Origin of the sequence: Exiguobacterium sp. SRB7LM, assembly GCF_015712685.1 — a bacterium.
Classification (GTDB): Bacteria; Bacillota; Bacilli; order Exiguobacteriales; family Exiguobacteriaceae; genus Exiguobacterium; species Exiguobacterium profundum.
On record NZ_VWVR01000006.1, the window covers coordinates 2,106,367 to 2,120,908 of the forward strand.

Annotated in this window: 11 protein-coding genes; 1 reads left to right on the top strand and 10 read right to left on the bottom strand. The window is 47.7% G+C overall.

Features of this window, described 5'->3' with window-relative positions; translation table 11 throughout:
- Positions 1-22 precede the first annotated feature (22 nt).
- Positions 23-1,489, top strand: a complete 1,467-nt coding sequence (locus F3H97_RS11605) for a phytoene desaturase family protein (protein ID WP_196431469.1) — start codon at positions 23-25, stop codon at positions 1,487-1,489.
- A gap of 443 nt (positions 1,490-1,932) precedes the next feature.
- Here F3H97_RS11605 and F3H97_RS11610 read toward each other — a convergent pair whose 3' ends face one another.
- The 10 genes from F3H97_RS11610 to F3H97_RS11655 form a co-directional block, all read right to left on the bottom strand.
- A complete protein-coding gene (locus F3H97_RS11610) occupies positions 1,933-2,772 on the bottom strand; it encodes a phytoene/squalene synthase family protein (protein ID WP_196431470.1) in 840 nt (279 codons plus the stop codon).
- A complete protein-coding gene (locus tag F3H97_RS11615; protein WP_196431471.1) occupies positions 2,741-4,219 on the bottom strand; it encodes a phytoene desaturase family protein in 1,479 nt (492 codons plus the stop codon). Before F3H97_RS11615 ends, F3H97_RS11610 begins: the two co-directional genes overlap by 32 nt.
- On the bottom strand, positions 4,216-5,709 hold the full coding sequence (locus tag F3H97_RS11620; protein WP_196431472.1) for a phytoene desaturase family protein: 1,494 nt from the start codon (positions 5,707-5,709) through the stop codon (positions 4,216-4,218). Before F3H97_RS11620 ends, F3H97_RS11615 begins: the two co-directional genes overlap by 4 nt.
- A 69-nt stretch (positions 5,710-5,778) precedes the next feature.
- Entirely contained in the window at positions 5,779-6,810 is a 1,032-nt protein-coding gene (locus tag F3H97_RS11625) for a class I SAM-dependent methyltransferase (RefSeq protein ID WP_196431473.1), read from the bottom strand.
- Between the two features lie 100 nt (positions 6,811-6,910).
- Positions 6,911-7,294 carry a YisL family protein gene (locus F3H97_RS11630; protein ID WP_015880968.1) on the bottom strand — a complete coding sequence of 128 codons (384 nt, stop codon included), beginning with the start codon at positions 7,292-7,294 and terminating at the stop codon, positions 6,911-6,913.
- A 113-nt stretch (positions 7,295-7,407) separates the two neighbouring features.
- Positions 7,408-9,966 carry a sensor histidine kinase gene (locus F3H97_RS11635; RefSeq protein WP_196431474.1) on the bottom strand — a complete coding sequence of 853 codons (2,559 nt, stop codon included), beginning with the start codon at positions 9,964-9,966 and terminating at the stop codon, positions 7,408-7,410.
- Positions 9,963-10,325 (bottom strand): response regulator, encoded by a 363-nt coding sequence (locus F3H97_RS11640; protein ID WP_196431475.1) that lies wholly within the window; start codon positions 10,323-10,325, stop codon positions 9,963-9,965. Before F3H97_RS11640 ends, F3H97_RS11635 begins: the two co-directional genes overlap by 4 nt.
- A gap of 133 nt (positions 10,326-10,458) precedes the next feature.
- Positions 10,459-12,330, bottom strand: coding sequence for an ABC transporter ATP-binding protein (locus F3H97_RS11645; RefSeq protein ID WP_304999663.1), 1,872 nt, complete (start codon positions 12,328-12,330; stop codon positions 10,459-10,461).
- Positions 12,327-14,051 (bottom strand): ABC transporter ATP-binding protein, encoded by a 1,725-nt coding sequence (locus F3H97_RS11650; RefSeq protein WP_196431476.1) that lies wholly within the window; start codon positions 14,049-14,051, stop codon positions 12,327-12,329. The genes F3H97_RS11645 and F3H97_RS11650 overlap by 4 nt, the downstream gene beginning before the upstream one ends.
- Positions 14,044-14,526, bottom strand: a complete 483-nt coding sequence (locus F3H97_RS11655; RefSeq protein WP_196431477.1) for a MarR family winged helix-turn-helix transcriptional regulator — start codon at positions 14,524-14,526, stop codon at positions 14,044-14,046. Before F3H97_RS11655 ends, F3H97_RS11650 begins: the two co-directional genes overlap by 8 nt.
- Positions 14,527-14,542: the final 16 nt, after the last annotated feature.

Consider the following 14,542-nt stretch of genomic DNA (forward strand, 5'->3'; position numbering starts at 1 on the left):
ACGTCTAAAGGGGGACAATTGTATGAAACAAATCGTAGTGATTGGTGCTGGTCTCGGTGGACTCAGCGCCGCCGTCACGCTCGCAGCACGAGGTTATGACGTCACGGTCATTGAAAAGAATCAACATGTCGGTGGCAAACTCATGCCCATCATCACCGACGGTCACCGGTTCGACTTCGGTCCAAATACGATCACGATGCCGGATGTATTTCGTTCAGTTATTCGAAATAGTGGGGCCAATCCGGATGACTATTTTGAGTTAATCAAGCTCGATCAACATACCGTCAACCACTACACAGACGGGTCATCCTTCACGTTCAGTGCCGATCGGGCAAAACTTGAGGTCGAAGTACGGCGTTTGACCGGTGACCAGTTGAAACACAATCAGATGCGTGCCTATCTAGATGAAGCGGAAAAGCTATTCGAGATTGCGAATAAGCGCTTCTTCACACAAATGGACACAAAGTTGGATCCCGGTCTTTGGGCGGACATGGTCAAAGTACATCCACTTCAAAGTTTGCACGCCCTTCACAAGAAGTATTTCAAGGACCCACGCATCATTCAGGCGCTCGACCGCTATGCGACGTACATTGGCAGCAGCCCATACGTGACGCCAGGCACGTTCGCCCTTATCGCACATTTGGAATTGAATGAAGGTGTCTATTTTGCGAAAGGTGGAAACTGGAATATCGCAAAAGGGTTCGCCAAACGGGCGAGCGAACTCGGAGTGACGTTCCGACTCGGTCATGAAGTGACGAAAATTGATGTGTTGAACGGAAAAGCACATGAGGTCGTCGTCGATGACCAAGAAGTCATCTCGTGTGATGCCGTTCTTCTCAACGGTGAACTCTTGACGCAATACCCGCGACTCGTTGATGCGAAAGACCGCCCATCTTTCCCAGTCCCGACACACGATACCGTCGAACCTTCGATTTCCGCATTCGTCATGATGGTCGGATTGTCCAAACGATTGAATTTGGCACACCATAACGTCTATTTCTCAGACGACTATGAACGGGAATTTAAAGCACTTTTCCAAGAAGAACGTTATGCAGACGAACCGACAATCTATATTTCGAATTCATCCGCAACCGATCCATCGATGGGCGAGGCAGGAGACAACCTGTTCATCCTCGTCAATGCTCCGGCACATCTGACCGAAATTGATGCAGATACGTATGAGCATTTGATTCGCAGACGATTACGTATGTTCGGTGTGGATTGGGAAGAAGAAGAGGTGCTCTACCATAAGCGGGTGACCCCACAAGATTTGACTCGCGATTTTTATGCGTATTATGGCGCACTTTATGGCACGTCGGCCAACTCGAAAAAAGGGGCATTTTTTAGACCTGCACCGCGATCGACAGATGTATCGAACATCTGGTTCGCTGGCGGTTCGACTCATCCTGGCGGTGGCAGTCCGATGGTGACGCTTTCAGGGCAATTCGCTGCACGATCGATGTTAGAGGACATACCTCTGACAATATGAACATTTTGTGAACGCGAGTTTCGACACTTGTCGACAATTGAAAGACGTGATAATATCATATTCGAGTTCAAGCAGTTCTGTAACGTTTGTTACACCTGTAGCGATCGAATGGCTTCCCCGAGCCTCATCGCGTTTTGAACTTGTCACACCCGAGAAAAAGTGATGAGCGAGTTTCCCCACTCGTATCCCGTAGTTGAGACAGCTTGCGTATGATGTTCCCCCTTAGTCCATCAAGCATCCTGTTTCGACGAAGATGTCCCAACTGATTCATTCCCCATGAATCCCGGCACATCTTTAGGGCTTCATCACAAACCGATTCATTCGTTTCCCCGATGAATGAATCACATAACGCTTACGCCACTTTTGGTCCCCCGCCAAAAGTGGTTTTTTTTGCGTACAAAAAACTGTAGACGCCATCGAGCGTCTACAGGGATTCGAATCGCTTATAGTTTTGCCAACAACTTTCCTTTTTGTAAGGTCGATACGTATGCCCGCTTTGTGAAGACGTCATGTCGATTCGCACGTGCCGCATCAAGAATCCCTTCATAGAGAAGAGCCGCTGCTTGTACCGGCTTTCGACTCGCGAGTGGATACAGATGATGGGTTTCGCGTGCCCGTTCATACAAGAACTCTGCACGATTCGCCAACGCCTCCCATAGATCGATAAAGACAGGGGTCACTTCTCGTTGGTGTAACATCGCTTCACTCACACCGTACTGACGCATCATCGTACGGGGTAAATAGATGCGGTCTCGATTCAAATCTTCACCGACATCACGTAAAATATTGGTCAACTGCATCGCAATGCCAAGGTCGATGGCGCCTTGCCTTAGCTGACGTGTCGTCGCAGCGTCCTGATTTGGGACAAGGATCGGGAGCAGCATCAGACCGACCGTGCTCGCTGCATAATAGCTATACTGCTCGGTCTCTTCGAGCGTTTCATACCGCGACTTATGTAAGTCCCATTTCATCCCTTCCGCCAATTCAAAAAATGGTTCGACGTCCATGTCATAACGGTTCCACACATCACGAAGGGCAACCCATAGTGCTTCATCTTGGTCGTAACCAGCTAAAAAGCGGTCGAAGTCATGCAAAAATGCTGTCAAACTCTCTTCTGGACGGTCTGATTCATCGACCGCATCATCGAGGGTGCGACAGAAAGTATATACGGCCATGACCGCTTGACGGTCTGGTTTTGAGAGCAAAGAGAAGGCCCGGTAAAAGGTTAACGAGCCCTTCTTCATGATTTCCTCACATTGACGATACGCTTCTTGTGTCGTCACGATGCATTGCCCCCATTTCTTCTTCCATTTTTTTCACAAGTAATTGCGACCCAATCATAACGATGGGGACGCCACCGCATGGATGGACGGATGCGCCCACCGCATAGAGGCGTTCGATTTTCGGGAATGGTCTCGCTTGTGGTTTGAAGGCGGCTGACTGAGATAACTTTGGTGCAATCCCAAAACTTCCTCCTTCGAACAATCCGAATCGCTCAGCATCCATCGGTGTCCGGACTTTCATCTCGATGACACGTTTTCGAAAATCAGGCATGAATGCCTCGATTCTTCCTAATAGGTGTTCGATTGTCCCTTGTGCCTCAAAGTCTTCTCGTTCCAATTTTCGAGGAACCGGGACAAGAACATATAATACACTCGTTCCTTCTGGCGCGAGGGTTGTATCCATTCGCGATGGATTAAAGGTGTACATCGCTGGATACTCACTTAGTTTACCATCCTCGAAGATCGTACGCATCGATCCTTCAAAATCATTCGGTAAATCGAATTGGTGAACCGGTAAGTCGAGTTCGCCGTTGACGGTGAAATAAAGGAGTAACGTACCGCTTGACGGTTCATACGTCTTTGGCGTCACACCATCAATCAGGCGCTCCATGAGTGGAAAATCACCGTTCACGACGACTGCATCATACGGTACATATTCGTCATTTACCGTGACTCCATTGGCCACCCCGTCCGTGACATGGACACGATTGACGGTAGCATTCATCTCGAAACGAACACCTCGACGCTTCAACTCTTGTTCCATTTTCGTCGCTAGCGAAAAATATCCTCCTTTTACATACCAGACTCCTTCTTCTTGTTCACGATAAGGAATGAGTCCATATAACGAAGGAGTGGCATAAGGATTTCCGCCGATATAGAGCGTTTGTAAACTATAGGCGACACGTAAACGTTCGTCTTCAAAGAAGCGTTTCATATTCGCATGAGCCGTCTCATATGCTTTTAACCGCATGAGAAGGAGAAGTAGTTTAGGCTCGAACAACTCCGCTTTTGAGGCATAACTACGATCTAAAAACGTATCGAAGCCAATCCGATACTCTTCTTTCTTTTGGGACATGTACTGACGGAAGGCATCTCCTTCGCCGAAAGTTCGTTCGATTTCTTCCGCCTGTCTCTCGATTTCCCGATATTTATAGAATGATGTCCCGTCTTGATAACGTAAGCGGTAAAGCGGATCGACTTCAATCAACTCCACTTCATGTTCAGGAAGACCCGCCTCAATCAGTTGTTGTTTCAGTTTACTCGGCAATAAGACGATGGTCGGACCCTCATCGACTTTCGCCCCATTATCGAATTCAACGTAGTTCAAGCGTCCACCGACCCGGTCCTCTTTCTCATAAATCGTGAGTTGAAGTGACGGATTGCGTTTCGTCAATAAGAGGGCGGCATATAGTGTACCGACCCCTGCTCCGACAAAGCTAATATTCATCGGCCGACACCTGCCCGGTCACGCAAAAGGTTCGTCGTGATCCGCGCTGATTCAAAGATGGTCGGAAGCCCACTTCCTGGGTGGGTCCCACCCCCGACGAGCCAGACGTTGTCGAGCTCTTCGAATTGGTTATGCGGGCGGAAATACATCATCTGCGATAAATTGTGCCCTAGATTGAACGTTGCACCTTCATATACACCAAACGCTTCCCAGTCCTCAGGTGTCAACGCCTCCATCACCTCGATGTGTTGACGGATGTTCCGGTATGGGGAACGTGTCTCGAGCGCGTCGAGAACGCGCTCTGTCATGGTCGCTTGTAACGTCTCCCACGGGAGGCCAGATAAATTGTTCGGCACCGGTACGAGAACGTAAAGCGATGACTTGCCAGGAGGCGCAAGTGTCGGGTCGATGCGTGAGGCATTCTGTACATAAAACGAGAAGTCCTCGCTCAATTTCAATTCTTGTGTCATCTCTTTGACATTCAATTCATAATCATCCGCGAAGTGAATCGAGTGATGCGCCACATTCTCGTAGACGTGATCGAGACCGAGATAAAGCATGAATGTCGAGCACGAGTAACGTTTCTTCTTGAGTTGAGTCGGATTCCACTTCGTTAGTTTACCGTCTGGAACGAGCGACGTCATCGCATGTGCGAAGTCAGCACCAATCACGACTTCATCAAACGCATAATGGACACTCCCGGACACGAGACCGGTCACGTTTTGATCATCCATGAGAAGACGCTCTACCGGTTCGCCTAAACGAATGACGCCTCCCTCTTCTTCAATCACTTTCGCCATCGCATGACACAGCTGGTTCACTCCGCCAATCGGGTGATGCACTCCGTAGGCGTGTTCCATGTAAGACAAGATGGAGAATCCACCCGGACATTCCCAAGCGGACATCCCCAAATATTTAGCCTGGAACGTGAACGCATACTTCAACTCTTCGCTCGTGAAGTACTCGGACAAGACGTCATAAAGCGATTTACCGATTGAGAGGAACGGTAGTGCCTTGAGCACGCGCAACGAGACATAGTCGGTAAGCTTGTCATGTGCGGTCTGAAGCACAGGCATCAATTTAGACAGTTTGATCGCCTGTTCACTCATGAACCGTTCGTAACCTTCACCATTCCCTGGAAATTGTTCTTCGATGGCGCGATACATCTGATCACGATCAGTTGTCATCGAGAGTTGACGCGTCCCACGGTCGAAGTACAAATCATACATCGGCTCCAGCTGCTTCATCTCGACATAATCATGCAGATTACGCCCTGTCTCTTCAAAAATTTCTTCTAAAATATAAGGCATATTCAAAAACGTAGGCCCTCGGTCGAACGCAAATTCGCCTACTTCTAAGCGCGACGTTCTTCCGCCTACAAACGGTTGTTTCTCAAATACGGTGACGTCTACACCGCGATGAGCCAGTAGCATCGCTGCAGCCAATCCACCTGGTCCTGCCCCAATAACGGCAACTCTTTGTTTCGACACACTCAACAACTCCCTATGTGAATAGTCTCTTATGCTTCTCTATCATTATAGGAATGACGGGAGACAAGTTCAATTTTGAATCGGTTGATTGAGCAGGTTCGTCTTTCCTCGCTCAGCGATGACGATATACCAAGAACCTTCCGGAATGAATGGGATGAAGCGGATTTGATCAAAACCGACTTCTTGCATCTGCCGGCGCAATCGTGGAATGGTCGGAAGCGGGTACAGATTATCGTGGAGTGTCATAAACGCATTGAACGCGGAAGCGAATCGTCCACCGAGCGCTGTTTCGGCGAGCGGGGTCACAAGAATGGCGACACCCTTTTCTTCTAAACGCTCCCGTAGTCTCCCAAGCAACTTGATACGTTCTTCTGGTGAGAAGTAATACAGCATATTGTTCATCATCACCGCATCGAATTGCTCTTCTGTTTCCCAGTTCATGAAGTCAGCGACTTCGAAATGAATGTCGCCACTCTCGTCTCGCGATTGTGCCTCTTCGATTACCTCTTCCTCTAAATCGATGCCTGTCAGTTCCCAACTCGGTTCGAGCGCTTGTAGTTTACGTAAGTAGCCGCCGTGCCCACATCCAATATCGAGCATCGATTCGACATTTGCCTGTCGTAACAATTGTTGCACAATCGGAAATGCGACCGTTTCGACGAGTGTCGACGTCTTCGCGACGACTTGACCGTGTTCAGCTCCATCAAACGTCTTTTGCTTCCCAGACTCTAAAAATTCCGGATAAGCGATTAACGCGGGGATATGAAGCTCCATCATTTCTTGAAGCATGAACCCGATGCTCCGTTCATCGTTACCGGATAATTGATATTTTAATCCACGCGTCGGATAGTAGCGCCAGCCTCTCTTTTTCAAATGACGGACGGCGACCCCGACTTCTAACCAACGCTCTAGCGCAAGTTGTGTCAATGGGCGTTTTAGACGTAAATTCATCTCCGCCATGCTCGCGCCACCTTGAAGCGCATCGAATAGTCCGAACTTGTAGCCGATATAGCCGTGCCATAAGGGTAAAAATGATTCAGTTTGTTTCATCCATTTCCGTGCGTGTAAAACTCGTGTCCATTCCATCATCTGTTGATCCATCGTTTCACCTCATCGTCGTAATTACTGATTTTTTTATTTTCCCCTAATAATTTGTGTACAAACAAAAAAATCCCACTTCGGTGTGCGAAGTGGGAACGTCTTATTGAATAAAGCTGTTGAAGAAAGATTGTCCATAAGGCAATGCATAGCCGATGAAAATCGTAATGAGTGCCAAGACGATAAACCCGCCAAATAATCCGTTTGACGGTTTTTTCTTTTTGACTTTGACGAGCGTCATCTCACCGAAGATCAAAGTTAATAAACCGACCGTGATTTTCACGTGATAGAATGTCCCGCCACCATTCAACTGAAGGTAGAGATAAAGTCCTGTTCCGAATGCGATGAGTAACATGAGTCGAAACGCCATATGTGCGATCTTTCCACTCTTGTTGCCGTTCTTATAACCGATATAGGCCACGGCAAACAAAATAAGTAACAAAATCCAGCTCGTAACGTGCGTGTGCAAGAATGCAATCAGTGGCATTCAAATGCCCCCCTTTATGATGTTGTACAGTCTTCATTGTACACGAACTCTCTCCCGATTGGTCAAGCGAACGATTCTAAAAAATGAGCCATCCTCAAGGGATGGCCCATACATTATACAGGAGTCGTCTCTGCCTCTTGGACAGCGTACTCATAGCTTGGGATTTCAACGATGAACGTCGAGCCCTCATGCTGAATCGATTCTACATGGATTTGGCCGTTGTGACCACGGACGATTTCCTGACAAATCGGTAATCCGAGCCCCGTACCGCCGATTTCACGACTGTCGGAGTTGTCGACACGATAAAACTTATCAAATAAGCGATCGAGCGCGTCACTTGGAATCCCGATTCCCTCGTCTTTCACTTTAATGGACACGATTTGCTCGTGATGCGCAAGTTCGACCGTGATTTTCCCACCTCGTGGAGAATACTTCACGGCGTTCGACAATAGATTACTCATCAACTGTTTGAACTTCTGGCAATCGACGAATAATTCATATGGACGTGCATCTTCTGCAATCAATTCGAATTCATGTTTCAATGACGATGCCTCATAGAACGTCAACATGTCTCGGACGACCGGCTCGATATCAAGCTGTTCCCGGTCATACATTTGACTACCGGATTCCATTCGCTGCACATCCAGGAAGTCGTTGACGAGATGTGTCAGACGCTCCGTCTCGGAGTGAATAGTCTCCAAGTATTTAGCTTGTTTTTCATTCGGCAACTGTTTTTTGACCATCAATTCCGTGAATCCATAGATGGACGAGAGCGGCGTACGCAGTTCATGCGAGATGGTTGAGATAAACTCACTCTTCAATCGCTCCGCCTCTGTCTCACTCGTGATATCTCGGAAGACGAGAAGCGTACCTTTTGAAAGTCCGCCGACAATGATGCGCTCTGCATACATCTGCAAGTTCATTTCGCCTTTACGAATCGAGAAGCTTACGCTGTCATGTGGGAAATCTTCGGTGAACAGGCGATTCGTATACTTCGTAAAGTCCTCCGCTTGATCGACCGTTTCAACAAGACGATTCCGCCATTCTTCCCACGTTTCTTCTTCAAGGTCCTGTGAACTGACGTCACTTAACTCAGGGAACATCTCATAGAGTGGACGGTTGACGAACACGTCATTCGTCGAGTGATCGATGTAGACGACCGCTTCTCGAATCGAATCGAGAATTCGCTCCGTCTTTCCTTTCTCCCGTTTCATCTCTTCAAATAGACGCATCCGTAAGAGAGAAAGCGAGAGCTGACGAGCGAAAGACATGATGTCGCCCATCTGGGTTTGGGTGAAACGATCTTTGTATCGGACCAGGTAGATGAAGGCAATGATTGAATCATCTGTCGGGTCATGTACCGGTACCGCCGTCTCAAACATATAGTACGGATAAGGAAGCGGATGGTCGCTTGCGACTTGTTTCGACGAGTGTACCGTCGTCTTCAATGTCATCGCGCGCGTCAATACGGAATTTTCGCTATCGAGCAACTGACGAGATAAAGTATCGTTCAAGCCGTGGCTCGTCACGCGATACGTACCCGCTTCATCCACGAAAACGAGTGCACCGACCTCTGAATCTGTAATCGTGACCAGTTTCTCGATGATTTCCGGATAGGCCGTAAGCGAATCGCGTGACGCTAACGTCTCCGTCAATTCATTACGATACGCGAGGTGTTGCTCGTTTTGTTGCGTCTGTTCTAAAATTTCTTCTAGTTCTTGTTGCTGTGCCTGCAATTCTTCTTGTTGGGCAATTAATTCTTCTTGTTGCGCTTGCAACTCGTGGTTTTTTTCAATCAAATGTCGTTCATTGTCACGAAGTGTCTCAGCCATCTTATGGAACGATCGAGACATCGTCCCAATTTCATCTTCCCGTTTCATCTGATCGCTCAAATCAACGATTTCCCCTTTTAACAAGCGGTTCGATGCGATGGAAAGTCGTGAAATCAAACGTGTTTGACGGCGTAGGAACGGCTGGACAAACAATAAGATCAATACGGCGAACGAGGCGATGCTCATGATCCACAAGAATTGAAGCATATTGTTGTTCTGTCGCCATTCGGCGTAGACGGCCTCTTTTTCAGACGCCATCAACTCACGATATTCTCCGAGCGCAGACTCTACCTCATCAATCGGTCCGAGGATGTCGATTCCACGTTGCGGATTAAATTGGACCAGTCCTTGATCAATCAAGCGCTGAGCCGTCGGCAACTCGGCAATCGTTTGAGAATCGATAAACGTCTCTGTGACTTCCCCATCTTGTTGCGCTTGGGCATATTCATACGTCACTGGAATGATCACATCATAGTAAAAGTCGTGGAACTGCTGAAGATCTTCTGCGAACAATTCTCCTTGGCGCGTCTGAACTTGTGTTTTGAACCAATTGATTTCCTGTTGGAACTTCGCCTCATTCGCACTTGAACGTTCGAGCGATGCTGTGTCACCGAACAAGAGATATCCTCGTGTATCATATTGGTCAGCCTGCCACTCATCCCACATCTTCGTCAGACGGTCGACGCGTTCATCGACCTGACGCAATCTCGCCTCGTTCGCCTCCAAACGGTTCTCGATATAGACATAAGTCAATGCCGATCCGACCAACGCAATGACGAGGAAGGAATAAAGGACGACCATGATGTCGCGTCCGAGTTTTTGTTTAAACCACCTTTTCACTTCACGATGCCTCCTATGATTTTGACGAGTTCAAGTGGGCTGAACGGTTTAGAAATGAAGTAGTCGACACCAATCTCGTTCGCGCAATCACGGTCAGATTGTTGGCTTTTCGCCGTCAACATCATCACTTTCGTCTCTTGTCGCCCTGGTAAATTCCGTACTTTTTCAATCACTTCAAGCCCTGTCATGCCGGGCATCATATGATCCACAATGACCAAATCATATTCATTTTCTTCAATCAATCGATAGGCCTCAATTCCATCTTGTGCCTCGTCGATGTCATATCCTTCATCTTCTAATGTATCCATAACAAGCATGCGTAGCACTTCTTCGTCTTCCGCAAGTAAGATTTTAACCATAATTGTTCCTCCATTTTTTATCCCATTTTTTTATTTTAACGGATTTGTAATTGTTACACAAAATAAAAAGACGTACGAAACTCATCTCGTACGTCTTTTGCCTAATCACATTGCCCTAAAACCTGTATTCCAGTTATACGACTTCTTTTTCAGCGAACTGACTATTATAAAGTTCTTCATAAAAACCACCAGCTTCAAGAAGCGATTCATGTGTTCCTTGCTCAATGACCCGACCTTGGTCCATAACCAAAATCAAATCCGCATCTTTGATGGTCGATAAACGGTGAGCGATAACGAAACTCGTCCGCCCATTCATCAGCCGTTTCATCGCCTGTTGAATCAAAATCTCAGTACGCGTATCCACACTCGACGTCGCTTCGTCTAAAATCATGATTGGTGGGTTCGCCAATACTGCTCGTGCAATCGTCAGCAACTGTTTTTGACCTTGTGAAATGTTATTGGCCTCTTCATTCAACACGGTGTCGTATCCGTCTGGCAATGTTCGAATGAATGCATCCGCATGCGCCGTTTTCGCCGCGTTGACGATTTCCGTCTCAGTCGCACCCGTTTTCCCATAGGCGATGTTATCACGAATCGTCCCGTTGAATAGCCACGTGTCCTGTAAGACCATTCCGAACGTATGTCGCAAATCTTGTCTCGACATTTTACGCGAGTCTTTCCCATCGATGAATATCTCTCCACCGTTCAACTCATAAAAACGCATGAGGAGATTAATCAACGTCGTTTTGCCGGCGCCTGTCGGACCGACGATGGCCACCGTTTGGCCCGTCAACACATCGAGATTCATATCTTGAATGAGTAGGTCGTCGCCGTATCCGAAATCGACATGACGGAACGCGACATTTCCTTCGGCACGTTCTAATTGATAGGTCGTCACATCTTTCACTTCTTCTTCTTCATCCAGCAGTTCAAATACACGTTCCGCCGCGGCAACCGTCGACTGGACGATGTTCGCGATATTCGCTGTCTGGGTGATTGGTTGGGTGAACTGACGTGTATATGTGATAAACGCTTGAATGTCCCCGATGGAGATGCTGCGCTGCGTGACCAAAATACCGCCGACGACACTAATCAATACATAGCTGATGTTCCCGATGAACATCGTCATCGGCATGATGATTCCGGAAATGAATTGCGCTTTCCTTCCTGCATCGTAAAGTTCCTCATTCACATCGTCAAACTCACGCACAGCTGTCTCTTCCCGACCAAACGCTTTGACGACCGCGTGCCCTGTATACATCTCTTCCACATGGCCGTTCAGTCGTCCAAGGTGACGCTGTTGATCGGAAAAATATTGTTGCGACCGTTTCAAAATCGGACGAATCGCAAAAATCGTGAGCGGAAGGGACACAAGAGAGATGACCGTCAACAGAGGACTGATTGACAGCATCATAATCAAAATCCCAATGATGGTGACGATGGAAGTAATGAATGACGTGACACTCTGTTGAAGCGTACTCCCAATCAAGTCGATGTCGTTCGTCACCCGGCTCAATGTCTCCCCGTTCGAGCGTCCGTCATAATACTTGAGCGGAAGTCGTTCTAACTTTTTGTTCACGTCTTCGCGCAAATCATAGACCGTTTTTTGGGCAACACCGGACATCAAATATTGTTGCACGTAGTTGAATAGACTACTGATGACGTAAAGGCCAGCGAGGAGCGACAAAATTTGTCCGATTCTCGTGAAATCAATTTCTGCCCCTGGCACACCTGTAAACTTCGCATATGCCCCTTCAAACAGTTCAGTGATGGCGATTCCCATGATTTTCGGACCGGCAATCATAAAGATTGTACTTAAAATCGCCGCGACAAACACAGCAATCAACGTGTTTCGCCGTGGTTTCAAATAGGCAAGCAAGCGACGGAACGTGACTTTGAATGCTTTTGGCTTTTCGCCCATCATCATCATATTTCCACCGCCCGGACCTCCTGGACCACCGTGTCCCCCATGAGTTTGTCGCGTATTTGCTTGTTTCTCACTCATGCGATTTCCTCCTCAGACAATTGCGATTTCACGATTTCTTGATAGACCGCATTCGTCGCAAATAATTCCTCATGTGTCCCGACTCCGGCAACGGCTCCTTCTTCTAGAACGATGATTCGGTCGGCGTCCATGATTGTGCTGACACGTTGTGCAACAATCAGCACCGTCGCATCTTTTGTTTCTTCTTTTAAGTCTTTGCGAAGGGCGGCATCCGTTTTAAAATCAAGTGCCGAGAAACTGTCGTCGAACACATATAAATCCGGTTTCCGAACGAGTGCTCGCGCAATTGACAGACGCTGTTTTTGACCACCCGACACGTTTGACCCACCTTGTTCGATCACAGCCTCATATCGGTCTGGCATCTTCTCGATAAAGTCACTTGCCTGCGCAATGGAAGCGGCATGAACGACTTCTTCCACTGTTGCATCGACCTTCCCATATCGAATGTTCTCAGCAATCGTACCTGTGAACAGCAGCGCCTTTTGTGGAACGAAGCCGATTTTCGAACGAAGTGCCTCTTGTGGAACCGCTTGGACATCAACACCATTCACGCGAATTGTCCCCGACGTCACATCGTAAAATCTTGGAATCAGATTGACGAGTGTCGATTTACCTGACCCCGTACCCCCAATCACCGCTGTGACCTCACCTGGATTCGCTGAAAAACTCACATCGGATAACGCTGGTTCTTCAGCACCCGGATAATAGAAGGTCACGTGATCAAATACGAGTGTCCCTTGCTCAATGTCCGCAGTCTTTGTCCCGTCATCAATCAGTGAAGGTTTCATCTCGAGCACTTCGTTGATCCGGTTGGCAGACACAGAAGCCCGAGGAACCATAATGAACATGACTGATGCCATGACGAGCGCGAACATGATTTGCATGACGTATTGAATGAACGCCATCAAATCTCCGATTTGCATCGCACCGTTATCAATCCGAATCCCTCCGAACCAAATGACGCCGACAACCGTCAAGTTCATCACGAGCATCATGACCGGCATGAGGAACGCCATGATTTGGTTCACTTTGATTGAGACGTCCGTCAACCGTTCATTCGCCTTCGTCAATCGAACCTGTTCTTCTTTTTCACGGTTGAAAGCTCGGATGACACGGATGCCCGTCAAATTTTCTCGGAGAACAAGATTGAGCCGGTCCAATCGATTCTGTACCTTTTTAAACAACGGCATCGCCTTCCAAAAAATGAGGAAGATCGAGATGACGAGTACCGGCATCGCGGCAACAATGACAAGAGACAACGTCGCATCCTTCGAGGTCGCCATGATCAATCCACCGACAAACATGATCGGCGCACTCACGACCATTCGCAGCATCATGATGATGACCTGTTGCACTTGCGTGATGTCGTTTGTCGTCCGTGTGATGAGCGAAGCCGTCCCGACACGATCGAACTCTTCAAGCGAGAAGCGTTCCACATGATTGAACACACGTCTTCGTAAGTCACGACCAAATCCCATCGCCGCCTTTGAAGAATAAAAACTGGCCACAATAGCAGCAAGTGCTCCAAGTCCCGTCACACCAAGCATGATTCCGCCCATTTGCCAAATGTAGCCGGTATCGCCCGTCACGACCCCATTATCGATAATGTCCGCCATCAACGTCGGTAAAAATAAATCTGCTAACGACTGCGCGAACACAAACAATAAAACCATCAGAACAGCCCATTTATAAGTAACGAGACGTTTCAATAACTTAATCATGTCGACACACTCCTTCACAATCTGTGAGCCCTTCATTCAATCCATCCGCAATATGTTGATGGGCTGTAAGCATATGATGATACGTATCCTGATCGAGACGAGACAAAATTTGATTCAATTGATATTCCGTCCCTTCTTCTTGTCGCTCAATCTCCTCAATCAAGCGTTTACCTGATTGGTCAATGGTCAACACAACTTCTCGCCGATTATCCGGGTTGATATCCCGACGAATCAATCCTTTCTCCACGAGACCATCTAATGATTGACTTAACGTGCTCTTTGGCATTCTCGTTCGCTGAACCAGTTCCTTTTGCGTAATCGCACCCTGTTCATTCAACATCATCAGACCGTGCAGTTGAGGTAATGTGAGATCGTTTTGTTGCGCCGTCTGATGCATGAGACGAATCAGGACACGCTGCACACGCCAAAATGATTGCATCATCTCCCGTGCCTGATTTGTATTTGTCTCGGTCATTCTTATTCACTCCTTT